Here is a 26576-nt window from a genome sequence, read left to right as displayed (position 1 = left end):
CTTTGAAATTCCAAAGGAGCAAAACACATGGATGACAAATTTATTCTAATCCCGAAGGAAGAACTCGTTGAGACTCTGGGGGCGTTGTTAGATGAAAAACTGGAAGATCATTTCCATCCATTCAATTCTGTTATCGCTGTCAAGCAAAAGGAAGCTTGCGAGGCGTTGGGAATATCTGACGATACGGTGAGACATCGCATTAGCCAGGGAAGGATTACTCCCCTTCAACGTGACGGTTCTCGTCTAGTGATCCTCACCTTTGAGATGATGCGCGGGTTGAAGCCTCGCCCTCGACGACCTAGATTAAAAGCATAGCGCCGTCAAGAAGAAAGAAGCTATGTCGGGCTTGATTTGATGCAAACCTAAACAAGTACAACGGCCATGACTATTCCTCTCAAGAAGTAATTGACGAGTGAAATAGGTTTGGAATAGTTAGATAATAGTTAGATTAAATGAAAAGGCGTCCAACTTGGACGCCTTAACTTATTGATTATATTGGTGATCCGACCAGGACTCGAACCTGGGACCCAATGGTTAAAAGCCATTTGCTCTACCAACTGAGCTATCGGACCACGCGGCGTGTCGGTAGCCCGCACATGAGTGAAGGCACCTTTGCCGAATGCAAGATTTTACAGATTGGTGTCTGCTAAGGCAAGCTCCATTCTCACGTCGGCGCGGGCGTATTCGGAATTCGGGTCAGTCGGGGTTTGGACAAAGCCGTGTTTGAGGTAGAGCGCAACGGCCGGGGCGAGGCTGGAATGGGTTTCGAGGAAGATGGTCGCGTAGCCCGCCTCGCGAGCGAATAGGATGCAGCGGTCCATCAGCATGTCGGCGATGCCCAACCGGTGAAATCCGGGCGAAACCGCCATTTTGGTCAATTCCACGACGCCATTGCCCGCCGGTATCATCGCAACCGTCCCTGCCGCGACGCCGTCGGCGACGGCCATGAAGATCTCGCCGCCGGGATCGAGGACGTATTGACGGGGATTGTCGAGGATCTCACGGTCATGGCGTTCGACCGTGAAGTATCGCTCGATCCACTCGTAGTTAAGGGCGGCAAAATCCGCCGCCCATTTGTCTTCGAATTCGATTATCTCAATGCTCATAGTCAGAACCACCTGCGGTAGCGGGTGGTTGAACCAACGCCAGATTCAGCTCGACAAAACGTACCAAGCCGTCGCGATCGCAAGGCTTGTCCATGACCACGTTCAACCACCCGCTACCGCAGGTGGTTCTGACTGAAACCAGCCTTCCATCGTAGAATTGCGAATTATGATCGTCTGATCGCGTTCTGGGCCTGTGGATATCAGGCCGATCTCGACGCCGATCTGGCTGGAGAGGAATTGTACGTACTTACGTGCGTTCCCTGGCAACTTTTCAAACTCGGTCGTGCCCAGCGTTTCCGTCACCCAGCCGGGCAGCGTCTCGTAAACCGGCTTGATCTGTCTCAGGTCGCTCGAAACGGCGGGAAACGTATCGACACATTTGCCGTTTATCTCGTAAGCGACACAGACCTTGATCTCGTCGAGGGTGTCGAGCACGTCGAGTTTGGTGAGGGCGACGGAATCGAAACCGTTCAGTTCGGCCGCGTAGCGCGTCGCTACGGCGTCGAACCAGCCGCAGCGGCGCGGGCGTTTGGTCACGGAGCCGTATTCGCGGCCACGTTCGCGAATGACGTCGGCCATCTCGGCCTCGCCCTCGATCATCTCTGTCGGAAACGGGCCTTCGCCGACACGCGTCGCGTAAGTCCGGACAATTCCGAGCACGCCGCTGATATGATGCGGCGGAATTCCCGCACCGACCGACGCACCGCCGGCGGTCGGATTGGACGACGTGACATACGGATACGTGCCGTGATCGACGTCGAGAAGCGTCGCCTGGGCACCTTCCAGCAATATTTTTTTATTAGACTTACGGGCCTCGGCGAGAAAATGTGACGTCTCGCACACAAATGGCCGCAGCCGTTCGACCAACGGTTCGAGTTCGGCTAGGATCTCATCCGCCCGCAGCGGCTGGTTGCCGTAAAGTACGACTATTCTGTTGGCTTCCTCCAGATTGCGCTCGACGCGGAGCTTTAGGATGTCGGGCGACATCGCGTCGGCAACGCGAATTCCGCGCCGGCCTGCCTTGTCCTCATACGCCGGGCCGATGCCGCGCAGCGTAGTGCCGATCTTTTCGTTGCCGAGCCGCTCCTCGGACGTGTGGTCAAGGGCCCGGTGGTACGGCATTATCAGGTGCGCTCGCGACGAAACTTTCAACCGTTCCGGCGAGACCGAAATTCCCTTTTCAGTTATCTGATCGACCTCTTCAAAGAACGCCTTCGGATCGATCACCATGCCGTTGCCGAGCACGCACGTCTTGTCTTCGTGAATGATCCCCGACGGCAAAAGCCTGAGAACAAACGCTTTATCACCCACATACACACTGTGTCCGGCGTTGTGCCCGCCCTGATACCGAGACACGATATCAAATCTATCAGCAAGCAGGTCAACGACCTTTCCCTTGCCTTCATCGCCCCACTGGGCACCGATAATCACTATGATCATAAAGACTTTGTCACCACAGCCGTGTCACGCCGTAAGCATCGAAGATCGTATCGACGCTCACCAATGTAAGAGCTTCTATCTACGCCTGAGAAGCCAGTAGCCGGTCGAAAGGGTCTTTGTGGTGAAACGGAAGCTTTTGTAAACCGAGAATATGGTCTGTGTCGATGTGCAGTATCCTGGCCCCGTTATCCCGGGTTTGGTCCGTTATCAACTCCTCGATCGTTGTACGCAAGCCGATCTTGCCTAACTGCGATTTGATCTGCAGTTCCCAAATGCTGGCGTCGCTAATATACAGGGTATTATTCTCGTCCTCCAATGCGGACAGCGCCGTCTTAGACAACTTGGTGGTTTGGTCGTCCCACCAAAGAAGGCAATGGGTGTCGAGCAATATCTTCAAGAGTCTTCTCCCAGCCAAAACTCGTCCGGCAAAGGCGCATCGAAGTCCTCGGCCATGAAAATAATGTTCCCTTCATGCAAGCCTGCAACGCGTTTTTTCTTCTTCTCTGGTGGGGCAACTGATTCGAGGAGACCGAGCGGTTCCCCGTTTTGCACGATTTGAATCTCACCTTTTTCTCGGGCGATAGAAAGCAACTCGGCCAGTTGCTGATCAACCTTATCAATATTGACGGTTTGGATTGGCATACTAAATCCTCTTGTCGAGCTTCTCAAGCTTGAATATAGCACGGTCATGAACTCTAGCCGTGTAGAGTAAAATCGTAAAGCCTTACATAGTTCCGTGCCGCGTTTTCCCACGAATTGTCTATTGACATTCCGTTTCGTTGAATTCTTGCCCACGCTTGCTTATCCTCATAGGCAAATCGAGCCTCATAGATCTTTTCGAGCAGCTTTTCGGCCCTGTACGGGCCGAATTTGAAGCCGTTGCCGGTTTGCGTAACGGCGTCCCAATTTTGGACCGTGTCATCGAGGCCGCCGACGGCACGGACGATCGGAACAGTGCCGTATCTCAATGAATACATTTGGTTTAGCCCGCACGGCTCGAACTTTGACGGCATCAGGAACATATCTGCGCCGGCCTCGATCAGATGTGCCAATGACTCATTATAGCCGATATACACGCCGACCCGTGAAGGCGAATAGTCGCGCAACGCCTGCAGGAAGCGCTCGGCATCGCGCTCGCCGGATCCCAACGCGATAAAAAAGCCGCCCGCCGCCAAAATATCGCCCGCGCCCTGTTTGATCAGCTCGACCCCTTTTTGGCCCGTGAGTCGCGTTACACTCGCAAAAATGGGCCTGTCAAGCTCGACCGGCAGTGAAAACTGCTCAAGCAGGTGCCGTTTACACTCGACTTTGCCCAACATATCGTCCATCGAGAAATGAGCGGGCAATTCCGTATCCGTTTCAGGGTTCCAAACCTCGTAATCGACGCCGTTTGTGATGCCGATCAGCCGGTTCGAGCGCTGTCGGGTCAGCCACTCCAAGCCATGACCGAATTCGCTCGTTTGAATCTCGTGCGCATACCGTTTTGAGACGGTCGAGAGCATGTCAGATACTTCAAGTCCCGCTTTCATTGCAGATGCGTAACCGTTGAAAGTAAATGCATTTGTCGCCGCACTTGAAGTAAAACCTAAACTCGGCAATTCGCCCAATCCGAAACCGCCCTGATACGCCATGTTGTGGATCGAAAATACCGTCCGGCTTCGCTGCCAATACGGCTGAACCCGTCGCCTAAGAGCAAATTCCACGGCCGCAAATCCCGTGTGCCAGTCGTTGAGATGGATGATGTCAGGAGCCGGGCCGAGACGTTCGATCAGGGCCAATACGGCATGGCAAAAGAAGGCAAAACGCTCGTAGTCTTCCCTGTAACCGTAGATCGAATCGCGGTGAAACAGCGGCGGATAGTCGATCAGGAATGTTGGCGACCCATTCGCCTCGCTGTAAAACGCCTTGGCCCTCACCGCCTGCCCTCGCCAGGTCACCCAAAGGTCGTCGATGGCCGTTTCCCAGAGGTATTCGCCTTTCGTCTGCCAATAGCACGGCGTGATCAGCATCGAATCGACGCCGATCTGCTTGAGCGCCTTTGGCAAAGCTCCCGCCACGTCGCCAAGACCGCCGGTCTTGGAGTAAGGAACCGCCTCCGAGGATATTACTGCTACACGCATAGTGTTGGCCGTTTAATAGTAGACCCTGAGCCGATTTTCGCGTCAAATCGCCGTTCCATGTCTGTCTGGTGTTCCGGCCGCGTTCCGCCCGTGTTCCACCCTGAGCGGAACGCTGTAAATATTGTCCTGATTGAGCTTACAGGCATATTGTTAGCGTGTTCCACGAATTTCGCGCAAAAAAACAGATTCGTGTTCTGCTCTGTCATATTTGTGCAACACTATACCACATAAGACCCGTCCAGTCAAGGTTTTTCTTGACATTTCCCGTTGCAAAGGCTATCAAATAGATACTCTGACGTAACAATGTTTCGTGAAGGACAGCAGATCGGGCCGTATGCGCTCGTGTCAAAGCTCGGCAAGGGTGGCTTTGGCGAGGTCTGGCTCGCCGAGAAAAAGTCACAATTCCTCACTAAACGCGTCGCCGTCAAGCTCCCGCACGATGAACAGGTCAATTTTGACGCGATCAGCCGCGAAGCAATGCTGTGGGAAGAGGCCAGCGGCCATCCGAACGTCCTGCCGATCATCGACGCAGACGTTTACGACGGGCAGGTTGTGATGGTAAGCGAATATGCAGACGGTGGCTCTCTTGCCGATAAGCTCAAAGGCGGAAAATCCATTCCGATTGCAAAATCGGTGGAGATAACATTAGGAATACTCCACGGCCTTGAATATCTCCATCGCAAACGAATCATCCATCGTGATATCAAACCTGAGAACATCCTAATACAAGGTGACACGCCCCGACTTGCCGATTTTGGAATTTCGCGTGCGATGCAAACGACAGGCGTTAGTTCAACGATTATTGGAACCTACGCCTATATGTCGCCGGAGGCGTTCGATGGAAAACGCACGGTGCAAACTGACATTTGGTCGGTCGGTGTTGTTCTTTATCAGTTGTTGACAGGTAAGCTGCCATTTCCACAAGAACATCCGAGCGAGAGAATGTTCGCGGTGATGACGAAAGATTTCGCGCCACTGCCTCGAAATATTCCCGGGAATATCGTAAGAATTGTCAACAAGGCACTGCAAAAACTGCCAGAAAATCGTTACGCGTCGGCAATCTCGATGGCTGATGAACTGTCGAGACTAGTAGAGCCCGTTGTCGAGAATCGGTCGGACCAAAAGACGGAGATTCTGGATTCGGACAAGATCAGCAATCCAAGATTAGAGGAGGACATCCGAAATATCGAGGAGACCGTATTGCGGCCTGACTCCGGCGCTCGCCTGCAATTTCCGGCTGGGGACGTCTCGGTAGCAACTAAGATAAGAACTAATTTTCCCTTGGAGCCACAATCCACGCGGCCGCTCCCCGTTAGTTCCAGCCATTGGCGAACTACCTTGATTCGCCAACCCTTTGTCATCGGCGTCGCTGCTTTATTCCTGCTCGGCCTCGTAATAGTTGTGGTGGCTTTGTGGCCCGAGGCCAAGGACAACACCCAGGTTGCCTCTAACGGTACTGGCGCCACAAACGTTCGTGTATCGCCGTTCTGTCGCGGATTCATTGACGGCTGGAACGCGGGTTACAATTCGGTAAAAGACACCGGGGTGAACTCGAACATTACATGTCCTGATGAAAAGCAGTACCCGGACAGATCATACGAAGGCGGAAGGTTGACCGGATATTCACAAGGCGTGCGAAACGCCAAGGATAGTGTTTACAGACCAAACAGCAACGTTTTCCCGACAATTAGGTAGATATTCACATACTCACTATCCTAAAAGCTCTATTCCCTTCTTTTTTAACTCTGCATCGACGCCAGAAACTCCGCGTTCGTCTTGGTCTTGCCGAGACGTTCGAGGACGACTTCCATCTGCTCGACGGGCGAGAGCGGGTTAAGCACGCGGCGCATTACCCAGATGCGGTTGAGGTTTTCCTTGTCGATAAGGAGTTCCTCTTTACGTGTTCCCGAACGCTGCAGGTCGATCGCCGGATAGAGGCGTTTGTCCGAAAGCTTGCGGTCGAGGTAGATCTCGGAGTTACCTGTTCCCTTAAATTCCTCAAAGATCACGTCGTCCATGCGCGAGCCCGTGTCGATCAGTGCGGTGGCGATGATCGTCAAACTCCCGCCTTCCTCAATATTGCGGGCCGCGCCAAAGAACCGCTTCGGACGCTGCAGCGCGTTTGAATCGATACCGCCGGAGAGGATCTTCCCCGATGGCGGCACTACCGCATTGTGAGCTCGTGCGAGACGAGTGATCGAATCGAGTAGGATCACGACGTCGCGTTTATGCTCGACCAGGCGTTTTGCCTTTTCGATGACCATATCGGCGACCTGCACATGGCGCGTCGGCGGCTCGTCAAATGTCGATGAGATGACCTCGCCCTTGACAGTGCGCTGCATGTCGGTGACCTCCTCAGGACGCTCATCGATCAGCAGGACGATCAAGACGACCTCAGGATGATTTTCCGTCACGGAGTTTGCGATCGTCTGCAGCAGCATCGTCTTACCGGTTCGCGGCGGAGCGACGATCACGGCGCGCTGGCCTTTGCCTATAGGCGTGACTAAATCGATTACACGCGCTGCGATCCGTGCGGGATCGCTGTCGATCTCCATATTGAGCTGCTCGTCAGGATAGAGCGGCGTGAGATTGTCAAAGAATACCTTCTCTCGCGACTGCTCAGGCGCCTCAAAGTTGATCGCCTCCACCTTGATGAGTGCGAAGTAACGCTCACCTTCTTTTGGTGGACGGATCTGTCCCGAAACCGTGTCGCCGGTGCGCAGGTCAAATTTTCGTATTTGTGACGGCGAGACGTAGATATCGTCGGGCCCCGGCAGATAGTTGTATTCCGGAGCACGCAGGAAGCCAAAGCCGTCAGGCAGCGTCTCGAGCACACCTTCACTAAAGATAAGGCCGCTCTTTTCGGTCTGTGCCGCGAGGACCTTGAAAATCAGCTCCTGCTTGCGCAGCCCCGTCGCGCCCTCGATGCCCATCTCTTTTGCGATGTGCGTCAACTCGCTGATAGACATGTCCTTGAGCCCGGCGAGGTCGAGCTTTGCGTCCTCTGCACCAGCCTTGCCGTTGGATTTAGCAGCAGGCGGAGCTTCGGAATCATCGGTTGCGGGAGTTTCGATCTCGGCGTCGCTAGTGATCTCGACGTCGGCCTCGGCAGCCTTTGATCGGCGGCCCTGTGTTGATTTTGTTGCCATGATTAAGTTGGAAGGCAGCCCTTCATTTGAACATTCTTAAGGATTTGTGATTTTCCCGCGCATCTACGCGACAGATAGGACAATGTATTAAGAGGCGGAGAAAATCGTACGGATCGTATGTAGTATGCCGTGAAACGGACCCTTTGGCCCTCGAGAAACCCTGAACTAAAGGGATTGTCTAAATATTTACACCATTGCGCCGATAAAAGCAACCAAAAAATCAACTTTTTCCGATCAGCCACGAATGCACGAATAAAAAACTAACTTTGGCAGCATCTTGTCTCTTTAATTCGTGCATTCGTGGCCATCTCTTAATGCGGCCTGCAACTCCGCCCAAACATCATCACGTCCGCGACCCGTCTGCGATGAATACGCGATGATCTTGACGCCTTTAAGCACCTTGCCCGCCTCGGCGAGCGAATGTCGCAATTCGTTATTCGACAGCTTGTCCGCCTTTGTCGCCACTACCAGATGCGGCTTATGGTAATGGCAAAGCCATTCATTCAATTGCAGGTCGAGCGCCGTTGGCTTGTGTCGCGAATCGATAAGCTGGACACACAGCCGAAGCTCGTCCCGTTCGGCCAGATACTCCTCTGCCATATTGCCCCAATCGCTCCGCATCGTCTTTGAGACCTTCGCGTAACCGTAGCCCGGCAGATCGGCGAAATAGAATTCGCTATTGATGAGAAAGAAATTAATGCTCTGCGTGCGTCCCGGCGTATTCGACGTGCGGGCGAGGCCCTTTCGTTGGAGCAGCGAGTTTATGAGCGACGATTTTCCAACATTCGAACGGCCTAGAAATGCTATCTCCGGCCGGCCGTCGTGTCGCCAGTGTGAGCGCTCGAATGCGCTGTAAACGAATTCGGCAGACGTGATCTTCACCCCGACTTTGCCATCTCTGCGCGCGCCTCCATCCAGCGTTTCATCATCTCGCGACGCTGAGCGAGCGTATCGAGGGCGTTTGGCTGGCGCATCACGAGATCGTCGAGGTGCTTGAGATAGTTTGGGTTGCCGAGCGTCTCACGCATTTGAGCGACGTATGGCTGTATCTTTGAGAACACGACCCATATCTCGCCGGCCGAATCAAAGAACATATCCTCATCGATCGCTCCGCGATTAACAAAGCTCGCCGCCATGTCCCAATAGGTCGAGACCATTCGGTATTTCGCGCTCGTTTCGGCATCGATCATCACTTTCAGGATGTCTTCGGCACTCTCGGGAAAAAAAGAAACGAACCATGCCCGAGCCTCGCGCATTTTCTCTTCGCGGCGAAGGTCATAGAGCTTCATTATCAGTTCGGCTGATGCTTTTCGGTTCATTAGGGCACTCCTGCGTTATTCGATGGCGGCGCCGATCTCGGAAGACGGCGCGTCCGGATTCCAGACCTGTGGTGTATCCAGTTTCTCGGAATCAATGTCCGGCTCGATAGCGAATTTGAGCACTTCATCGATGGTGTCGACAACGTGGATCGTCAGGTCATCTCGGACCTCTTCGGGCACGTCTGCCAGGTCCTTTTCATTCTCTTTGGACAAGATGAGCGTCTTGAGCCCAAAACGATGGGCAGCCAGCAGTTTTTCCTTCACGCCCCCGATAGGCAGCACCTTGCCGCGGAGCGTTATCTCGCCCGTCATCGCCACGTCGTGCCGCGCCCGCTTTCGTGTCAGGGCGGACACCATCGCCGTCGCCATTGTTATGCCGGCCGACGGGCCATCCTTTGGGATAGCTCCCTCCGGCACGTGTATGTGCAGGTCTTTTTCCTTAAAGTCAGCCGGATCGATACCCAATTCCTCAGCTCTCGTACGGACACACGTCAACGCGGCCTTCGCCGATTCCTGCATGACCTCGCCGAGCTTGCCGGTCAGCGTGACGTCGCCTTTGCCTTTGACCAACGTCGCCTCAACCTGCAGAACGTCGCCGCCGACCTCGGTCCACGCAAGGCCGTTGACCAAGCCGATCTCACTCGTTCGCGCTATATCCTGTTTGCGGAATCTGATAGTGCCGAGCAGCTCCTGCACCTTCTCGGCGTCGATGACCACGCGGAAATCGTCCTTGGTCTCGGCCGCAACGAACTGTCGCGCGATCTTCCTGAGACACGAGCCTATCTCGCGTTCGAGATTGCGAACGCCCGCCTCACGTGTGTAATGGCGGATGATCTCGAGAATGCCGTCATCGGTAAACGTCACGCGGCTGCAGTCAACACCGCTGTTATCGCACTGTTTTGAGATGAGATGCCTCTTTGCGATCTCGACCTTCTCTCGCTCGGTATAGCCCGAGAGATTCAGTATTTCGAGCCTGTCCTGCAGCGCCGGCGGTATCGTGTGCAGCACGTTCGCCGTCGCAATAAAGAAAACATGCGACAGATCGTAATCGATGTCGAGGTAATGGTCGCGAAAGGCCGAGTTTTGCTCCGGATCGAGCACCTCAAGCAACGCTGCGGACGGATCGCCGCGAAAATCGCGTCCGAGCTTATCTACCTCATCCAGCAGCATCACGGGATTTGTCGTGCCCGCACGCTTCATTAACTGGATTATCTGCCCCGGCATCGAGCCGATATATGTGCGGCGATGCCCTCTGATCTCTGCCTCGTCATGAACGCCGCCAAGGGCGAGCCGGACGAACTTGCGCCCTGTCGCACGAGCGATCGATTTGCCGAGTGACGTTTTACCGACGCCCGGAGCACCCACGAAGCACAGGATCGTTCCCTTTGGGTTCTTAACGAGCTGCCGGACAGCGAGGAATTCCAGAATGCGTTCCTTTATCTTCTCCAGTCCATAATGGTCCTCGTTGAGTATCTTTTCGGCCTCGCCGAGATCATCAAGCTCGTCGGTTCGCTCCTGCCACGGAACATTTATGAGCCAATCGAGATATGTCCGCGACACAGTGCCCTCGGCTGACATCGGCGGCATCGCTTCAAGTCGAGCAAACTCCTGCATCGCCTTTTCCACCGCTTCGTCGGTCATGCCGGCGTTCTCGATCTTATGCTTAAGGTCCTCGAGCTCGGCCTTCTCGTCCTTACGGCCGAGTTCCTTGTGAATGGCCTTGATCTGCTCATTCAGGTAATACTCACGCTGGTGCTTGTCCATCTGCTTCTTGGTGCGTGCGTGAATATTGCGGTCAAGCTGGCGTTTCTCGATCTCCGCCTCGAGGTATTCGGTCAGTTTCTGCAGACGGTCGTGGACCGACACCGTCTCGAGCAGGTCCTGTTTTTCGTCAACGTCGATCTTAAGATGCGATGCCATCGAGTCAGCGATCTGTCCGGCCGTCGTCCCACGAAGGCTGGCGTGCAAGGCGTCGGAATACGCGTCCGGCGACATCCGCAAAAACTGCTCGACGAGGCCGTGTACCTTTTGCAGGAGACCATCGGTCTTATAGCCGGAATCGTCCGTGCCGCCGATCCGTCGAACGTAGGCATAGAACATCCCATCTGACTCTTGCTCAGTGCGGACCGTGCGGCCGCGCACCTGCCCTTCTACTACGACCTTGATCTGGCCGTTGTCCAGCCGCTGCGCCTGTAATATCCGCCCGAGCGTGCCGATTGCAAAGACATCATCCGCCGTCGGCTCATCGATCGACGCGTCGTGCTGCGTAGCAAGGAAGATCTGCCGCTCGCCGGCCATCGCCTGCTCAAGTGCCTTGACCGAGGACGAGCGGCCGATCTTGAATGCGACTTTTGTGAAGGGAAAGATGACCACGTCCCGGATCGGCACCATTGGAAAACGCTCGATGTCGGCTGGCCTCTGGTCTGTAAATTCCTGCATATAGAATTGGGAACGTCCCGCCTCGCATGGCGCGATTGCGGCCCCGTCGGGTTATCGGAATAAATCTATTTACGCAAAATCACCGGCCAAAAGCAACAGCGATATTTGCATGAAAAAAGTGGTCTCTTCTCTGCCGTGTATTAAAGGACGATTTAAGGCGCGATTCTAGAATTTGGAGGACGGTTTTGCGGTTGTAGCGGATGCAGAACTGCGCTATGATTCGCGCGAAAAAGTTTTCGTCTTTGTCACGGTCCTGTCCGTCTAAGCTACAAGGGGAACCAGTCGTAATAAGGGAGAAGAGCAGTTTATGACACGTCTTTCCGATCATTTTCGCAGAACGCTATTTATCAGCGCGCTTCTCGGTGCCGTCACTCTCTGGGCCACCGCCCCTGCCGTGCTTGACGCTGTGACAACACGGACGCAGGCCCAGGTCGGAACCGTTCCCTCTTTGACCGCGACGCTGGTGTCTCCGGGGCCGGGTATCCTTTGGGGCTCGGCATTCTACGGACCGACGAATGCAGCCGACCGCGTCTTGCGCGTCGATGCGTTCAACCTGAACCCGCAGCCGTCGACGCCCTATCGCGTTTTCTTGAATAACACGGACATCGGTGCGATGGCCCGGACAGGGCCGGCGTCAAATGCTTGGAGGCTCTTTTTGACGACCGCGAACGGCGGAACCGTCCCGACCGTTATCGCCGGCGACCACGTCTCTGTCAGGAACGGAAATGCGGTCCTGTTGGCGGGAATATTCGGCCCGCCGCATTCACCGACACCTCCACATTCACCGACGCCCGGCGTATCACCGACACCTCCGGGCTCACCTGTCCCGCCGGTGCACCTATGGGCCGAACTGACGGGTCCGCCGATCGACGGCATCACCCCGCGCGGGATGGCCGCGTATCACTCTGGCGGCCCTGCGGGCGGAACGAATCTCGGCTTTAGGTCGATGAATGTTTGGGTCTCATACGTGAATCTTCCCGAGAACACTCCGATGCAGGTAGTCGTTGACGGGAATCCTGTCGGCGGATTTCCGCTGCATAACCGAGGCGGACAATGGGCATGCGGCAATGCACCAACGCCTGTGCTGTGCCCGGTCGTCACGAATGGCTCGACGATAGAGGTGCGCACCGGCAACGTAACGCGGCTGTCCGGGACATTCTCAAACGTCCCGCCGTCGCCTAATCCCACGCCGACTGCCTCGCCGACACCGACCGGAACGCCGCACCCGCCGCGAACGTTTCGTGCCAATCTCACCGGCAACAGCGTCGTCCCGCCGGTCACGACACCCGGACGGGGAATGGGATTTGTGAATCTTGCCCCAACGTCGCCGGCAAACACAATGCGAATAGCCGTACGGCTCACGCAGCATAATCTGTCGAGCGCGATCACATCCCGCACTATCAACGGCCCTGCGGCGGCGGGCGAGAACGGACCGGTGATCTTCACGCTGGCCAACGGCCCCGCCCCGACGCCAGGAACGAATGGTTTTGTCCAGTTTTTTGACATAACGGCGGCCCAACTAGCCGAGCTGCGTGCGGGCCTGTGGTACTTCAACGTCGCGACCGTCAATAACCCTGACGGTGAGATCCGCGGGCAAATTTTATCCGCCAATCACCGCAGCGACTTCAATGGCGATGGAGCTTCCGATATCGGCATTATGCGCACCGTCACGGATGCTCCTGACAACGCGGCAAACGTATGGTATCTGCTTAATAGCGGTGATAACACCATCTCGTCCATATCTATCGGCCGTCCGGGCGATATCAATGTCCAAGGTGATTACGACGGCGACGCAGTGGCAGACATCGCCCTGTTCACCCCATCGAGCGGCGTCTGGCAGATACGCCGGAGCGAGACCGGCACCATCACGGAGATTTCGTGGGGACAGGCCGGCGACATTCCGGTTGTCGGTGACCATGACGGCGATGGCCTTTCAGATCTCGCCGTATTCCGCCCGTCTAACGGCCAGTGGTATGTAATGAGCAGCCGTGATGGCGGGTTCATTGTCCGTCAATGGGGCACCGAGGGCGACCGCCCCTTGTCGGGCGATTTCGACGGCGACGGCATTAACGATCTGGCCGTCTTCCGCCCGTCAAACGGCACCTGGTACATAAGGCCAAGCTCGAACGGCGGCTTTACTGTGATGCAGTGGGGCATGGCCGGCGACCGTCCGGTCTCGGGCGACTTCGATGGTGACGGCACGACCGACATCGCTGTCTATCGGCCGTCGACCGGCATCTGGTATATCAACCGTAGTTCGGGAACGGGATTGCTGGCCCGTCAATTCGGCGCTCCAGGCGACATACCGGTCGCGTGCGAATTCAACGGCGACGGCATCACCGATATAGCCGTCTATCGCCCGTCAAACGGACACTGGTACATCCTGAGCAGCTCGAATGGAGCATTCTCTGCGTTGCAGTTCGGATTGCCAACCGACAGCCCGTTGAACAGCGTATACGCGCCGTAAAGGTCGGTCTTGCGGCTGTGCCGCTCTATTTGCGGCGAAGCTCTGCTTCGCCGTCAGTTCTCAAACTTATCGCGGCTATGCCGCCGCTCCGGTAACCGAAGCGGCGGCGTAGCCGCGAGAATTTAGTAAGCACTTTCGGAAAAGCACAGCTTTTCCGCAAATAGAGCGGCGAGGCCGCAAACCAGGAAGGCCGCCGGATCCATCCGGCGGCCTTTTTCACTTTTTCGCCTTTTCACCTTTTCACTCCTTCACTTTCTGCCGTCCGGCGATCATCACCGGAGCCGCAGGTGAACAGCAGAAAGCACTGAACAGAGACCTGTCGCGCTTCATCTCCTCGTCACCTTCGAGCATCTTCATCGTCGCATCGAATACCTCACCGGCCTGCTTGTCCTCAGGCCGGCGGATCGAATAGTGCATCCACTTCCCGTCCCGGCGGGCGTTTACCAGCAAGGCGCGTTTTAGATACGCCAGGTGCCGCGAGATCTTCGGATTATTAGTCCCTAACGCTCCGGCAAAGAAGCACACGCACACCTCGCCGTCACGCATCAGGTTCAATAATCTGAGCCGCGTGCGGTCGGCCAATGCCGAGAAGAAGAGTTCCGCGTTAAATCCGTTCTTCACACCCATACGAGAAATATTCTATCACACTACATTTATGGCTTGACATAATTATTCAGAGGGGCTATTGTCTTATTGACAATTACGGATATGCGTAATTGATTATCAAAAGAGGTGAGTCATTATGTCAGAAAATATTGAACAAGCAATCCGCTCAAGATACGGTTCGGTCGCAGTAAGCGACCTTTCCAGCGAAAATCCAGGGGTCATGGCCGTGGCCGAAGCATTCGGCTACACGCCCGAGCAGCTCGCGTCGATACCGGCCGAGGCCAATATGGGGCTCTCGTGCGGAAATCCGACAGCGACGGCAAATTTGAGAACAGGCGAGGTGGTCGTAGACCTCGGCTCAGGCGGCGGCCTCGATGTGTTCCTAGCCGCGCAAAAGGTCGGGCCGTCCGGACGGGCCATCGGCATCGACATGACGCCGGAAATGATCGACCTTGCCCGCCGCAACGCGGCGAAAGCGAATGGAGGCGATGGGTACGACAACGTCGAGTTTCGTTTGGGAAATATTGACGACCTGCCGCTTGCTGACGGTTCGGTCGATTGTATCCTGAGCAACTGCGTCATTAATCTTGCTCCGGACAAGCAGGCTGTGTTTCGCGAGATCGCCCGCGTCCTTAAGCCCGGAGGCAGGGTCGCCGTAAGCGATATTGCTCTCAAGCAGCCTCTCCCCGCGGAACTGGGCGAGGACATTATGGCCTATGTCGGGTGCATCGCCGGTGCGATCCAGATCGATGAATACAAGCGCGGGCTGATCGAAGCAGGCTTCTCCGATGTGCAAGTCATCGAGACAGGCTCGGACTTGAATAGCTACGCAAAGATCGAGGATCAGGTGGCCTGCTGTTCACCGTCGCCAAACCAGGTCGCAAATGTCGGAGGCTGCTGTTCGCCGGCCGATGCGATGTCTGCCGACCCGGCCGCGAATCGGCTCGCTGAACTCCTCACGCGATACAACGTAAACGATTACGCGGCCAGCGTTCGCGTATTCGCGGTGAAAAATGCCGCGTGATCCCTATCGATATGGACAAAAACAATAGCCGGATGAGACTCAGAGATAAGATGTTTACCCGGACCGGCAAGGGCTGCGAACCTAGCAGCCCTTGCCCCGGTACTCCGGACACCAACAACGACCTGTTTGCACACGATTGGGAAGTATTCGTGATCCGGCACGATAAGGTGAGCGGCAAGTACAAGTGGTTTACAATGTGCTGTGAGGCAATGAACGCTCTAACTAGGCGGCCTCTTCCGTTCGGTTGACGACCTCAAAAACAGGTACTTTGCGCTCGATCATCTCTTTGGTGACGATGATCTCGTTGACCTGTTTTTGCGACGGCAGGACATACATTGAATCGAGCAAGACTTCCTCGAGGATCATCATCAGGCCGCGGGCACCGACTTTGCGTTTGTGGGCCGCTTCCGCGATAGCGTGAAGTGCCCCGTCGGTGAATTTGAGGCTGATGTTGTCGAACTCAAATTTCCGCTGATACTGCTTGATCAGGGCATTTTTTGGCTCAGTGAGGATCGTCATCAACGCCTCGGCATCAAGCTCTCGCAGCGTTCCGATCACGGGCAGACGGCCAACGAATTCCGGGATCAGGCCGTAATGGATGAGATCTTCCGGTTCGAGCTTGCTGATCGCGTCAGCGGCGCGCTGCTTGGTACTCTTGACCTCTGCCTGAAAGCCGAGTGATTTGGCACGCAGCCGCTTCTCAACGACCTTTTCAAGCCCAATAAAGGCTCCGCCGCAGATGAACAGGATGTTCGTCGTATCCAACTGCTGAAAATCCTGCTGCGGATGCTTTCGGCCGCCGGCGGTCGGCACGTTGGCGATCGTACCCTCAAGTATCTTCAATAGGGCCTGCTGAACGCCCTCACCCGACACATCTCTCGTTATCGACGGATTGTCGTCCTTGCGGCATATCTTGTCGATCTCGTCGATATAAATGATGCCCTGCTGGGCTTTTTCGAGTTCGCCGCCTGCGGCCTGCACTAGCCGAAATAGGATATTCTCAACATCTTCACCGACGTAGCCTGCTTCCGTCAGGCTGGTCGCGTCCACGATGCAGAACGGCACGCTAAGTTGGCGGGCAAGCGTCTGTGCGAGCAGTGTCTTTCCAGTTCCGGTCGGGCCGATGAGCAGGATATTTGATTTCTGGAGTTCGACATCGCCCTTTCGCTTTGCAAGCTCCAGCCGCTTGTAATGCTGATAGACCGCTACCGAAAGCCGCTTCTTTGACTCTTCCTGCCCTACGACATATTCGTCCAAAAAGGCCTTGATCTGATCGGGTTTTGGAAGGCTTGTCCGGACCGCCGAGCTCGCCGTCTGCTCGTCATCATTGATTATCTCGTTGCAGATGTCGATGCACTCATTGCACACATAGACGCCCGGCCCGGCGATCAGCTTGCGGACGTCATTCTGCGATTTCCCGCAGAAGGAGCATGTAAGTAATTCCTCTGGGCCGCGAAAATTGCTCATTTGGCTGCTTCCCTGTGTTCGATCACCTCATCGATCAGGCCATAGTCTTTCGCCTGCTTGGCGGTAAGAATGCGGTCGCGTTCAACGTCCTTCTCAACCTGCTCGAATGATTGGCCGCTGTGCTTTGCAATGATCGTCGAGGTTTGTTCACGCATACGAAGTATCTCTTCGGCCATGATACGCACATCCGTAGCCTGTCCCTGCGCGCCGCCCGATGGCTGGTGGATCAGCACGCGAGCATTCGGCAAGGCAAACCGCTTGCCTTTTGATCCGGCACACAACAATAATGCCGCCATCGAAGCGCATTGGCCGACACAGATGGTCGTCACATCATTCTTGATGAACTGCATCGTGTCGTAGATGGCCATACCCGCGGTGATCACGCCGCCGGGCGAATTGATATACAGATTGATGTCGCGTTCGGGGTCTTCGGCCTCGAGAAATAAGAGTTGTGCGACTATCAGGTTGGCTATCTGATCGTCGATCGGCGTTCCGATGAAGATGATGCTGTCTTTCAGCAGCCGTGAGTAGATGTCAAACGCACGCTCGCCGCGTGAGGTCTGCTCGACAACCATTGGGACTAAAGCCATATGTTTTCTCTCTCAGAGTTTACGTAACGCTTGAATTATGCCGGGATAAGTTGTTGAAAATATGGCGATTGCCATATATGCGAAATGATTTTACACCTTTTATCCCATTTTGCAAGTTACTTTTTCGCGGCTTTCTTCGCCGCCGGCTTCTTTTTCGGTTTGCCGGCCGGCACGGCCGCGGCAGCCGCTTCATCGATCCAATCGCCCTCGGTCACTTTCGCATGAGCCATTAATGCCTCCACGGACTTTCGAGTTCGCAGATTGTTACCGATGTTTTCAATCCCTCCGCCTTGTTTCTCTATCTGTGACCGCATCTCTTCGGGCGTCGTCCGGTAGTATTCCGCCATCTTAGCGACCTCGGCATTGACCTCATCGTCCGACACCTCGACGTTTTCTGCCATTGCAACCTTATCCAGCAATATCGCCCCGCGAACGTCACGCTCGCCCTGCTGACGCATGTTTGAATACGCCATCTCGATAAAGCTCTGCTCGACCTGATTCAGGTCAACGCCACGCTGCTGCAGGTCGCGAGCAAAATCATTGAGCAGGTTCCTTGTCTGAGTTTCGATCAGCGTATTCGGCACTTCGAAAGGATTCGCCTCGATCAATTTTGCGACGGCGTTGTTTCGCACCCGAGAATCCGCGTCTGCCGCGGACACGTTCGCCAAGTCCGCTTTGAGTCGCTTTCTGAGGTCGGCGAGCGACTTGTAACCTTCGTCGAGGCTCGTCGCCCACTCGTCGTTGAGTTCAGGCACCTCGGATACGCCGACAGATTTGACCTTGGCCTTATAATGGACAGTCTTCCCGGCCAGCGCGGGCGACGTGAATGATTCCGGATATGCAACGGTAAATTCCTTGTCTTCGTCCTGCTTAACGCCGGCGAGATTCTCGGTAAACGAACTCTCGATCAGTTCGTCACCCAGGACGATCTCGAGATCTGTCGCAGTGATCGGCTCGGCGTCAGGCGTCTCGTCGAACCGGCCTTCGAGGTCAACGATGACCGTGTCACCGACCTGAGACGCACGGCCCTCGACCGGTATCAACGCCGCTTCTCTTTGCAGTCGTTCGGCGATCAGGTCTTCGACCTCGCCGTCCTCGACCGGTTTGACCCGTCGTGTTACCTCAATGCCTTTATAGTTCGGCTCAGGTATCTCCGGCATCACCTCGACGTGAACGTGCAGCTTGAGCGGTTCTGAACCGTTGACCTTGACGGTCTCGTGATCCTCCAAATGCAGGTCAGGCTCGGCCAGCGGGTGCAGGCCATGTTCGCGGATGGCGTCAGTGACCTTCTGCGGGATGATCTCCTGCAGCACATCGCTCTTGATCTCTTCCTTAAAACGAAGGCGCACCACGTCGAGCGGGACCAGGCCCTTTCGAAAGCCCGGAACGCTCGCTCGCTTAGCGTACTTCTGGCTCACTCGGCCGTAGGCCTCCCTTACGGCGTCGGCGTCGATCTGCAAATGTATCTCTTTTTGGGTCGGTGAAATGACCTTTACTTCACTCTTCATCTACGCGTTCAAGGATAGCAAGTAGGTTGTCGGTTGACAAAAATCGGTGGCCGTTGCTGACAACTGACCACCGACCGCTGACAAATGAATTTTGGTGCCGAGGACAGGAATCGAACCTGCACGCCTCGCGGCGCTAGATCCTAAGTCTAGTGCGTCTGCCAATTTCGCCACCTCGGCGTCGCAAGTCAGAACCACCTGCTATAGCGGGTGGTTGAAGATTAGCATCCCAGCCCGCTTTTTGGCAATCAAAGCTAGTCCCGGAAGTCGCTCGGGCACGTTAAACCACCCGCTACCGCAGGTGGTTCTGACTATTTGTGCAGATACTTCTTGTCGTACTCGTCCCACGACATCGGGATGTCCGCACCGGGGCCGATGCCGGCGTGTGGTTCGTTGCCTAAGACTTTTGCTTCTGCTCGCTTGAAGAGCCGATAGCCGCCATACGCGAGGACGCCAAAGAGGCCGATCCAGAAAACGTAATAGATGATCGACGAGAGGAATCCGAGCACCCAGAGGAGCAGCATTCCCACGAAAACAAGCCCGATCGCAGCGAGAATGAGTTTGATGATATTCACAGGCGTATACCTCCGACCTGAAAGATATACGAATTTCAAGGCGCGATGTTCGTGGAAAAGCGAGCGGCGGATGTATAATTCACGCAAGATATCGCCTTGAGTTCACAGAACATCACAGTCAGGCAGGTCGCCGAGACGCTCGGCGCGGCAGCGGTTGGGGGGCTCGACGTGTCGGCGACCAACGTTACCCACGATTCGCGACAGGCGGGCGATGGCGCGCTATTTGTTGCCATCAGAGGAGCTACATCTGACGGACATCGCTTTATTGATGATGTGATGCGTCGCGGCGCGGCCGGGGTCATATCGGAATTTGACGCGCCTGACGATTTCGCCGGGGCGTGGCTCAAGGTTCCCGATGCCAGGAGTGCCCTCGCACGTGCGGCGGCCGCCGTGTATGGCGATCCATCGCACGATCTCGATCTTGTCGGCATCACGGGAACAAACGGCAAGACGACGACGACGTATCTTTGCTTTGCCCTGGCTGAAGCGGCGGGCGTCAAACCTGCGATGCTCACGACCGTCGAATACCGCATCGGCAAGACCAGCGAAGAGGCCGTTCGCACGACACCGGAGGCATCGGACACGAATCTCTTTCTCCGCTCTGCCCTTGGATCGGGCTGCACGATGGCCGTTATGGAAGCATCGTCGCAGGCGATCGATCTGCATCGCTGCGACTGGCTGCGGTTCAAGATCGCCGTTTTTACGAATCTTACGCGTGACCATCTCGACTATCACGAGACGATGGAGAACTACTTTGACGCCAAGAAGAAACTCTTTGACGGGCGTCTCGGTTATTCGCCTGAGGCGAGCGTGATCAATATCGACGATGAATGGGGCGTCGCCCTCGCAGATGAGTTACGGGCAAACGGCCAACGCGTGACCACATTTGCCCAGAACACAAACGCCGACCTCACGGCCGATAACATCGTCGTATCACTGGTGCGAGGGACGTCATTCGATCTCAAAACGTCAGCCGGAACGCAGCGAATAACTTCGCCGCTAGTCGGTAAGCCGCATGTTTACAATATGTTGGCAGCGACGGCTGTCGCCCTCGCACTCGGCTACGATTTCGATGCGATCGAGAGCGGCCTCTCGACCTGCGTCGGTGCGCCGGGCCGATTCGAACGTGTGCCGCATGAGGGTGACTTTGCGGTCGTTGTCGATTATGCCCATACTGACGACGCGTTGCTCAATACGTTAAAGACCGCTCGCGAACTGACGACCGGCCGTATCATTACCGTGTTTGGCTGCGGCGGCGATCGTGACAAGACAAAGCGTCGGCCGATGGGTGAGGTCGCGGGCGAATTGAGCGACGTGGTGGTCATCACATCCGATAACCCGCGAAACGAGGACCCGCTTAAGATAATCTCTGAGATCGAGGCCGGTGTCCGTAAGAAAACACCGGAATACGAGGTTGTATCAGACCGACGCGAGGCGATCAATCGCGCGGTCGCTATGGCACAGGCCGGTGACGTGGTCATCATCGCCGGCAAGGGCCATGAGACCTATCAACTGATCGGCAGCGACAAATTCCACTTTGATGACCGCGAGGCCGCGTTAGAGGCCCTCGCTCGACGGGAAGAAACAGTCTAGGCCTTTTCCGCGTCCTGGACGAGCTTGATCAGCAGCTCCCTCTGAGCGGTATTGAGTGGCGAAAATCTCACGCCAAATCCTATCTCAAATACATGATTGGCGACCGAGCCATCGAATTGAACCTTCATTCCGTCAGCTAAGGGGACGAATATCTTGACCGCGTCGCCATCACCGACCTCGCCGGAACCGAGTACAAAACACCCATCGAGGCTGACATCGCTGATCGTGCCCGACTGGCGCGTTCCTGCGGCCTCCCATTCGATATCCACCTCGATCGGAAATCGATTCGATGCCCTTCTTTCGTTACCGCTTCGCCTATCCTGCATCAGCCTCACCGGTGCTTTCTGCGCCTTTACTATTCAAGTAGTAATAGACGGGCAATCCCAAAAGTATCAATCCGATACCGATGAAAGAACTCTGCGGCGCCGTCATCATCGTGTTTATCAGGAGCCAGCCCGCCACAAGAAGAAAGATCACAGGCACGAGAGGATAGCCCCAGGCCCGGTAGGGCCGCGGCGCGTCAGGATATTTCCTCCGGAATACGAAGATCGATGATGCTATGAGGGCGTAGAAGATCCACGAACCGAATATCACGTAATCAGTCAGCGTATCGAATGAGCCTGACAAGGCCAGAATGCTGGCCCAGACGCCCTGGAACAACACACCGTTGATAGGCACGGCCTGCACCGACACCTTTGCGAACTTATCAAACATCATCCGGTCCGATGCCATCGCATACGGCAGCCGAGACGCGCTCAATATCGATGTATGCAGTGTCCCGATGCTGGACAGCATCAGGCCAATCGTGAAAATAGCCACTGCGACGCCAGTCGCAAGGCTTAGCGCATCGCCGCCGAAGAATTTGCTGACGACGACCTTGGCTACGGTCGAGTCTTTCGAGACCGAGGCGACCGCAGTCGGATCGAGCACGTAATAGTAGGCCGCATTCGCCACCACGTAGAGGACAATAACGACCACAACGCTGCCGATGATCGCGATCGGAATGTTGCGGTTCGGGTCTTTAACTTCGCCCGCGACAAACGACAAATTGTCCCAACCGTCGTAACCCCAGAGAGCCGCAAGCATCGCCGCGCCAAAGCCTGCGATAAACGTATATTCCGGCGAGCTGACATTTACCGCCGCGGCAACGCCTTCACAGGCTCCGCCCGTGTTTGCGAGCGAGAAGTTGGCAAATCCACCACCCGTCACAAAAAGGAACGCGCCAAACGCGACACCCAGCACGAGCCCGATCTTTATCATCGTAAGCCACGTCGCTATCTGGCCGCTCATCCTTACAGACAAGCAATTAAGGGTTGTGAAGATCGCGATCACGACGACAGCGATGATCTGCAGCGAAGTTACTTCATACGGATAACCAAAAATGCTCGTTTGGAACAGGGTCTGCTTTAGTGCTCCGTTTAGGTAGTCATTCAGTGCAATGGCAAAGACAACAGCGACGCTGGCCTGCGCTCCCGTGCTGGCAATGAACATCCGCGTCCAGCCGAATAGAAAACTCGACAGGCGGCCATAACTGTCACGCAAAAAAGCATACGGCCCGGCAGCTTCCGGCTTCATCGCGGTCAACTCAGCGTAGGTCAATGCACCGGCCAGCGACAACAGGCCCGCCGCGATCCACGCCGCAATGACCCAGCCCGGCGTGCCTACATGGCAGGTCATCACCCGCGCCTTGAGAAAAACGCCCGTGCCGATCACGTTGCCGATGATCACAGAGACGGCCGCTATCAGTCCGAGGCCGCGAATGAGGGTTTGCCGTTCGCTTGATTGGAGGTCCATATTGTCTATCGGGTTGAGGTCGGAATCATCTTACGCGAAAACCGCGCTGAAGTGAAACGCGCCTCGCCCGTGCTAAAATTCGCGAGTGCCCCAACTCGACCTCACCGCCGACGAACTCGTCTCACCTCTGCTCAAGCTCTCTGAGACCGAGACGGTATGCATTCTCGACAGTTGCGGCGTCGGCTATCTCGATTCACACCTGCTGATCGCGGGTGTCTGCCCTGTCGAACTCATCGAGTTGAACGATACAGACGTCGAGGCAACACTGCATGCCCTTGAGGAACGTCTGGGTGGCGATCTCGCCGCGATCTTTACGATCTCATACGACTTTGGCCGCAAACTACTGAATATCGGAACGACAAATGAAAGCTGCGATCCATCGAGTGAACCAGACATTTTTTTGGCCCTTTTCGATAGTCTTATCGTCCATGATTATCGAATCGGTAAAACAACGCTTCATGGCAACGGTTTCGATCTGGCCCGCCGCAACGCCCTGCTTTGCGAGGGAATATCTCAGATCTCAAATTTGAGATTTCAAATTCGTCCGTAAGGGTAAAATCGAACGTCACAAAAGTAGAGTACGTAAAGGCGATCAACGCCATCCATGAACAGATCCGCTGCGGCAATACATATCAAACCAATCTCACGCGGCAATTAACGGCCCGGTTGCCTGATGACGTAACGCCGCAGACGATATTCACTCGTCTCCGCCGCGATCATCCGGCCCCATTTTCGGCATTTATCACCCGGCCAGGATCGACCGTCATTTCAGCTTCACCGGAACGCTTTATTCGGGTCGAAGGCCGACACATCTCGACCTCTCCGATCAAGGGCACACGCCCGCGAGGAAAAAATGCGGCCTCAGATGCGGCGCTTCGCTCAGAATTGCTTGCCAGCGAAAAAGATCGTGCAGAGAACACAATGATCGTCGATCTTCTCCGCAATGACATCGGCCGTGTGTGCGAATTTGGCAGCGTAACGGCCGCGAAACTATGCGAGATCGAGGAACATCCGACATTTTTCCATCTCGTCTCGACCATCGAAGGTCAGTTGAGAGAGAACACGACAATTTCGGCATTGCTCCGCGCCGTTTTCCCGTGCGGCTCGATCACGGGTGCCCCGAAGATCAGCACGATGAAGATCATCGACGAGATCGAACCGGCAGATCGCGGTCTGTCGATGGGAGCGATAGGTTACTACGTGCCCGAAAACTGGGCGGCCGACCTTGCGACCTTCGACCTCAATGTCGCGATCCGAACGATGGTCGTTCGCGATGGCACCGCAACATTCAACGTCGGCGGCGGCATTGTTATCGACAGCGAGCCGGAAAAGGAGTGGGACGAGACGGCCACAAAGGCGACGGCGTTGATGAACGCGATTGGCGGCAAATTCACATAAGCGGGAACAATTCCTTACTTACGGTGTCTAACCTCTCGAACGCCGCAACGGAGGAACCCGAATTTGAAACCCGAGATAAACGTAACGCCGTTAATCGACGTCCTGCTGGTCCTGCTCATCATCTTCATGGTCGTCGCACCGCTCAAGCCAAGCAGCTTTAAGGCACGCGTACCGGCTGAACCCCCAGACATTTCCGAACATGTCGAACCCAACCCCGAAACCCTCGCCGTCGAGATCGACAGGAATGCCGCGCTTACTCTCAATCGTGAAACCGGCCTCGGCACGGCTTCCGACACGGCTTCGCTCGTAAAACGGCTGCGGGCTGTGTTTGCCGAACGCGTGGCGAATGGCGACGTGTCCGAATCATTCGCTGACGATCCGCAACGGCCGCATACCGACCGCATCGAACGGACGGTCTTTATCAAAGCCCCGCGTGACCTCGACTACGGGAGCGTTGCACGCGTCGTTGATGCCGTAAAGCTAGCCGGAGCCTATCCCATCAGCCTGCAGATCGATAAGTTAGAGTAAGCCTTCAGGCGGTGATGCTGTGATACAATTTGGGATGTTCGCCGGGCCGGTCGCCCGGTGGTCGTCTCCCGAATACCTCGCTTTTGCCGCCTGCGATGGTGAACTACTACGACATACTTAAGGTTTCGCCTGAGGCGTCGGGCGCCGAGATAAAGTCCGCATATCGCCGCTTGGCGCGAAAACTCCACCCCGACAGCCACACGGGCTCTGAGGAAACCGCTCTAAGATTCGCCGCCATCGCTGAGGCCTATGAGGTCCTCGGCAATGCGAAAGAACGGCGCAAATATGACCAACGCCTCCAGGAGGTAACAGCCGGCTCTAACGGCGATCCATTCCTCTCATCAAATCCACACATTCAGCGTTGGCGGCAAATGGTTGTCGAAAAGCGTTATAACGACATCATCGACCGGCTGATGGCCGAGGAACGCGATGAGGCGGCGGCGTTTCAAAAGATCGTTTACCCGGTCGTCGCTCTATTTGTCTCAGCGATAATCGTTACTGCCCTAAAGCCGCGCATATTTGCCGAATCTCTCGTCATCGGCAAGATCATCATCGTGGCTCTTTTTCTCGTCGGTGTGATCCATATTGTAGGGCGGTTCCGCGAGGGATTTGAGCGATACACGGGAGCGGGAACTGACATTCACGAGTCAATCCTCGATGAAGGCGAGAAAAGGGAGAAGCCGTATTCGCGGCTGGCCGCCGCGGGCGCTCTCGTTGGCGGCCTCGTTCTATGTCTGGGCATCGGTATCGTCGTCGGATCGCAGATCGATTTTGCCGCCAGTTCCCTGCCGCGAATGTTCTCACCGTATCTAAAGCCCGAATTTCTGTTCTACCCGCCGATTATCACTCTGTTTGTCGATATCATGCACTCATTCGCATCGAGCCTCGACCGCTGAAGTAGTGGTTTAGTTTGAAAATCGCCTCTTCCGCGAACACTATGTTTCAACCTCTGCGTTCTCTGCGTGGAAAAAAACCTTAGCAAATATCCCACGCGGAGAACGCAAAGAGTTTCGCAGAGATCGGAGAGACGATCACAATTTCAAACTGAACCATTGCGACCGCTGAAGCGGGCTTGACAGAATGCCGTTGCCTGATTAGACTCTAAGGTTTGTTTCATTTGTATTGGAGTATAGATGGCTAATCACAAATCAGCAGAAAAGCGTATGCGGCAAAATGCCCGACGCAACGAGATAAACCGCAGTAACCGCAGCAAACTGCGCACTTCTGTCAAGAAGCTGCGCGCCGCAGTCGCTGGCCACGACAAATCAGGAAGCACTGAGCTTCTCATTCCAACCGTCTCGTTGATCGATAAAGCGGTCAACAAAGGCATCATTCACAAGAACACTGCCGCGAGATACAAATCGCGGCTCACCAAACACGTTAACGGTATCGCGTAAAATTTCTGCTAATAAATTCGCTTTGATACAATGAGCGGGCCGCCAATAGCGGCTCGCTT

General features: G+C 55.4%; 26 protein-coding genes and 2 tRNA genes. 10 read left to right on the top strand and 18 right to left on the bottom strand.

Annotated features, from left to right (window positions below):
* The first annotated feature begins 27 nt into the window (after positions 1-27).
* Positions 28-315, top strand: coding sequence for a hypothetical protein (locus IPM59_09185; GenBank protein ID MBK9215762.1), 288 nt, complete (start codon positions 28-30; stop codon positions 313-315).
* A 181-nt stretch (positions 316-496) separates the two neighbouring features.
* Here the strand turns inward: IPM59_09185 and IPM59_09180 are convergent.
* The 6 genes from IPM59_09180 to IPM59_09155 form a co-directional block, all read right to left on the bottom strand.
* Positions 497-572: transfer RNA gene (locus IPM59_09180), tRNA-Lys, on the bottom strand.
* 57 nt (positions 573-629) lie between these two features.
* Positions 630-1106, bottom strand: coding sequence for a GNAT family N-acetyltransferase (locus IPM59_09175; protein MBK9215761.1), 477 nt, complete (start codon positions 1104-1106; stop codon positions 630-632).
* Positions 1107-1208: 102 nt separating this feature from the next.
* On the bottom strand, positions 1209-2546 hold the full coding sequence (locus IPM59_09170; GenBank protein MBK9215760.1) for an adenylosuccinate synthase: 1338 nt from the start codon (positions 2544-2546) through the stop codon (positions 1209-1211).
* 79 nt (positions 2547-2625) lie between these two features.
* On the bottom strand, positions 2626-2943 hold the full coding sequence (locus IPM59_09165) for a type II toxin-antitoxin system VapC family toxin (GenBank protein ID MBK9215759.1): 318 nt from the start codon (positions 2941-2943) through the stop codon (positions 2626-2628).
* Complete coding sequence (locus tag IPM59_09160; GenBank protein ID MBK9215758.1) at positions 2940-3188, bottom strand: toxin-antitoxin (TA) system antitoxin; 249 nt, start codon at positions 3186-3188, stop codon at positions 2940-2942. Before IPM59_09160 ends, IPM59_09165 begins: the two co-directional genes overlap by 4 nt.
* Before the next feature lie 53 nt (positions 3189-3241).
* Positions 3242-4666 carry a glycogen synthase gene (locus IPM59_09155; GenBank protein ID MBK9215757.1) on the bottom strand — a complete coding sequence of 475 codons (1425 nt, stop codon included), beginning with the start codon at positions 4664-4666 and terminating at the stop codon, positions 3242-3244.
* A gap of 303 nt (positions 4667-4969) precedes the next feature.
* On the opposite strand from IPM59_09155, the gene IPM59_09150 reads away from it, so the two are divergent.
* Positions 4970-6361 carry a serine/threonine protein kinase gene (locus IPM59_09150; protein MBK9215756.1) on the top strand — a complete coding sequence of 464 codons (1392 nt, stop codon included), beginning with the start codon at positions 4970-4972 and terminating at the stop codon, positions 6359-6361.
* Between the two features lie 44 nt (positions 6362-6405).
* On the opposite strand, the gene rho is transcribed toward IPM59_09150, so the two are convergent.
* The 4 genes from rho to lon form a co-directional block, all read right to left on the bottom strand.
* The gene (gene rho / locus IPM59_09145; GenBank protein ID MBK9215755.1) at positions 6406-7815 is read right to left on the bottom strand and encodes a transcription termination factor Rho; all 1410 of its coding nucleotides are present in this window, start codon (positions 7813-7815) and stop codon (positions 6406-6408) included.
* Positions 7816-8100: 285 nt separating this feature from the next.
* Positions 8101-8697 (bottom strand): YihA family ribosome biogenesis GTP-binding protein, encoded by a 597-nt coding sequence (locus IPM59_09140; protein ID MBK9215754.1) that lies wholly within the window; start codon positions 8695-8697, stop codon positions 8101-8103.
* Positions 8694-9134 (bottom strand): hypothetical protein, encoded by a 441-nt coding sequence (locus tag IPM59_09135; protein ID MBK9215753.1) that lies wholly within the window; start codon positions 9132-9134, stop codon positions 8694-8696. The genes IPM59_09140 and IPM59_09135 overlap by 4 nt, the downstream gene beginning before the upstream one ends.
* Positions 9135-9149: 15 nt before the next feature.
* Complete coding sequence (gene lon / locus IPM59_09130) at positions 9150-11573, bottom strand: endopeptidase La (protein MBK9215752.1); 2424 nt, start codon at positions 11571-11573, stop codon at positions 9150-9152.
* Between the two features lie 307 nt (positions 11574-11880).
* On the opposite strand from lon, the gene IPM59_09125 reads away from it, so the two are divergent.
* Positions 11881-14040 carry a CHRD domain-containing protein gene (locus IPM59_09125; protein ID MBK9215751.1) on the top strand — a complete coding sequence of 720 codons (2160 nt, stop codon included), beginning with the start codon at positions 11881-11883 and terminating at the stop codon, positions 14038-14040.
* 240 nt (positions 14041-14280) lie between these two features.
* Here IPM59_09125 and IPM59_09120 read toward each other — a convergent pair whose 3' ends face one another.
* Complete coding sequence (locus IPM59_09120) at positions 14281-14667, bottom strand: metalloregulator ArsR/SmtB family transcription factor (GenBank protein MBK9215750.1); 387 nt, start codon at positions 14665-14667, stop codon at positions 14281-14283.
* Positions 14668-14782: 115 nt separating this feature from the next.
* Between IPM59_09120 and arsM the strand changes: the two genes are divergently transcribed.
* A complete protein-coding gene (gene arsM, locus IPM59_09115) occupies positions 14783-15670 on the top strand; it encodes an arsenite methyltransferase (protein MBK9215749.1) in 888 nt (295 codons plus the stop codon).
* Positions 15671-15892: 222 nt separating this feature from the next.
* Here arsM and clpX read toward each other — a convergent pair whose 3' ends face one another.
* From clpX to IPM59_09090, 5 genes are all read right to left on the bottom strand, one after another.
* Positions 15893-17137: an ATP-dependent Clp protease ATP-binding subunit ClpX gene (clpX, locus tag IPM59_09110; GenBank protein MBK9215748.1), complete on the bottom strand. Its 1245-nt coding sequence runs from the start codon at positions 17135-17137 to the stop codon at positions 15893-15895.
* A complete protein-coding gene (gene clpP / locus IPM59_09105; GenBank protein MBK9215747.1) occupies positions 17134-17727 on the bottom strand; it encodes an ATP-dependent Clp endopeptidase proteolytic subunit ClpP in 594 nt (197 codons plus the stop codon). Before clpP ends, clpX begins: the two co-directional genes overlap by 4 nt.
* 116 nt (positions 17728-17843) lie before the next feature.
* Positions 17844-19235, bottom strand: a complete 1392-nt coding sequence (tig, locus tag IPM59_09100; protein ID MBK9215746.1) for a trigger factor — start codon at positions 19233-19235, stop codon at positions 17844-17846.
* Between the two features lie 92 nt (positions 19236-19327).
* A tRNA-Leu gene (locus tag IPM59_09095) sits at positions 19328-19412 on the bottom strand.
* 131 nt (positions 19413-19543) lie between these two features.
* Positions 19544-19807 (bottom strand): hypothetical protein, encoded by a 264-nt coding sequence (locus IPM59_09090; protein MBK9215745.1) that lies wholly within the window; start codon positions 19805-19807, stop codon positions 19544-19546.
* A gap of 96 nt (positions 19808-19903) precedes the next feature.
* Here IPM59_09090 and IPM59_09085 point away from each other — a divergent pair, with 96 nt between their 5' ends.
* A complete protein-coding gene (locus IPM59_09085; protein MBK9215744.1) occupies positions 19904-21400 on the top strand; it encodes a UDP-N-acetylmuramoyl-L-alanyl-D-glutamate--2,6-diaminopimelate ligase in 1497 nt (498 codons plus the stop codon).
* Here the strand turns inward: IPM59_09085 and IPM59_09080 are convergent.
* The gene (locus tag IPM59_09080) at positions 21397-21726 is read right to left on the bottom strand and encodes a PilZ domain-containing protein (GenBank protein ID MBK9215743.1); all 330 of its coding nucleotides are present in this window, start codon (positions 21724-21726) and stop codon (positions 21397-21399) included. The two genes, IPM59_09085 and IPM59_09080, sit on opposite strands and share 4 nt — an antisense overlap.
* Entirely contained in the window at positions 21716-23194 is a 1479-nt protein-coding gene (locus tag IPM59_09075; protein MBK9215742.1) for an amino acid permease, read from the bottom strand. The genes IPM59_09080 and IPM59_09075 overlap by 11 nt, the downstream gene beginning before the upstream one ends.
* 85 nt (positions 23195-23279) lie before the next feature.
* Here IPM59_09075 and IPM59_09070 point away from each other — a divergent pair, with 85 nt between their 5' ends.
* The 5 genes from IPM59_09070 to rpsT all read left to right on the top strand — a co-directional run bounded on the left by IPM59_09070 (position 23280) and on the right by rpsT (position 26517).
* Positions 23280-23744, top strand: coding sequence for a hypothetical protein (locus IPM59_09070; GenBank protein ID MBK9215741.1), 465 nt, complete (start codon positions 23280-23282; stop codon positions 23742-23744).
* Positions 23693-24592 carry an aminodeoxychorismate synthase component I gene (gene pabB, locus IPM59_09065; GenBank protein MBK9215740.1) on the top strand — a complete coding sequence of 300 codons (900 nt, stop codon included), beginning with the start codon at positions 23693-23695 and terminating at the stop codon, positions 24590-24592. Before IPM59_09070 ends, pabB begins: the two co-directional genes overlap by 52 nt.
* 63 nt (positions 24593-24655) lie before the next feature.
* On the top strand, positions 24656-25120 hold the full coding sequence (locus IPM59_09060) for a biopolymer transporter ExbD (GenBank protein ID MBK9215739.1): 465 nt from the start codon (positions 24656-24658) through the stop codon (positions 25118-25120).
* A 95-nt stretch (positions 25121-25215) separates the two neighbouring features.
* Complete coding sequence (locus IPM59_09055; protein ID MBK9215738.1) at positions 25216-26016, top strand: DnaJ domain-containing protein; 801 nt, start codon at positions 25216-25218, stop codon at positions 26014-26016.
* 237 nt (positions 26017-26253) lie between these two features.
* A complete protein-coding gene (gene rpsT / locus IPM59_09050; GenBank protein ID MBK9215737.1) occupies positions 26254-26517 on the top strand; it encodes a 30S ribosomal protein S20 in 264 nt (87 codons plus the stop codon).
* Positions 26518-26576: the final 59 nt, after the last annotated feature.

It is taken from the genome of Chloracidobacterium sp., from assembly GCA_016715795.1.
Classification (GTDB): domain Bacteria; phylum Acidobacteriota; class Blastocatellia; order Pyrinomonadales; family Pyrinomonadaceae; genus OLB17.
The sequence above is the reverse complement of the archived record's forward strand: the minus strand, read 5'-3'. Positions and strand labels throughout refer to the sequence as shown.